Raw genomic sequence first — 386 nt, forward strand, 5'->3', positions numbered from 1 at the left:
TTCGCATCTGAGGTAACCCGGGTTGCTCGAGAAGTGGGAACAGAAGGAAAGCTTGGAGGACAAGCAGACGTTCGAGGAGTTGCGGGAACCTGGAAAGACTTAACAGACAGCGTAAATTCCATGGCATCCAACCTTACAGGCCAGGTGCGTAACATTGCAGATGTAACAACCGCAGTGGCAACAGGAGATTTATCTAAAAAGATCACAGTGGATGTTAAGGGAGAGATCCTAGAGCTGAAAGACACGATTAACACCATGATGGACCAGTTAAACTCTTTCGCATCTGAGGTAACACGGGTTGCTCGAGAAGTGGGAACAGAAGGAAAGCTTGGCGGACAAGCGGACGTTCGAGGAGTTGCGGGAACTTGGAAAGATTTAACAGACAG

The 386-nt window shown here is 48.7% G+C and carries 1 protein-coding gene; it reads left to right on the forward strand.

Translation table 11 applies throughout. The features are described from left to right. On the forward strand, positions 1-386 hold a 386-nt coding region (locus EHO59_RS10995), incomplete at both ends, for a HAMP domain-containing protein (protein WP_167882105.1).

Origin of the sequence: Leptospira semungkisensis (genome assembly GCF_004770055.1) — a bacterium.
Lineage (GTDB): Bacteria > Spirochaetota > Leptospiria > Leptospirales > Leptospiraceae > Leptospira_B > Leptospira_B semungkisensis.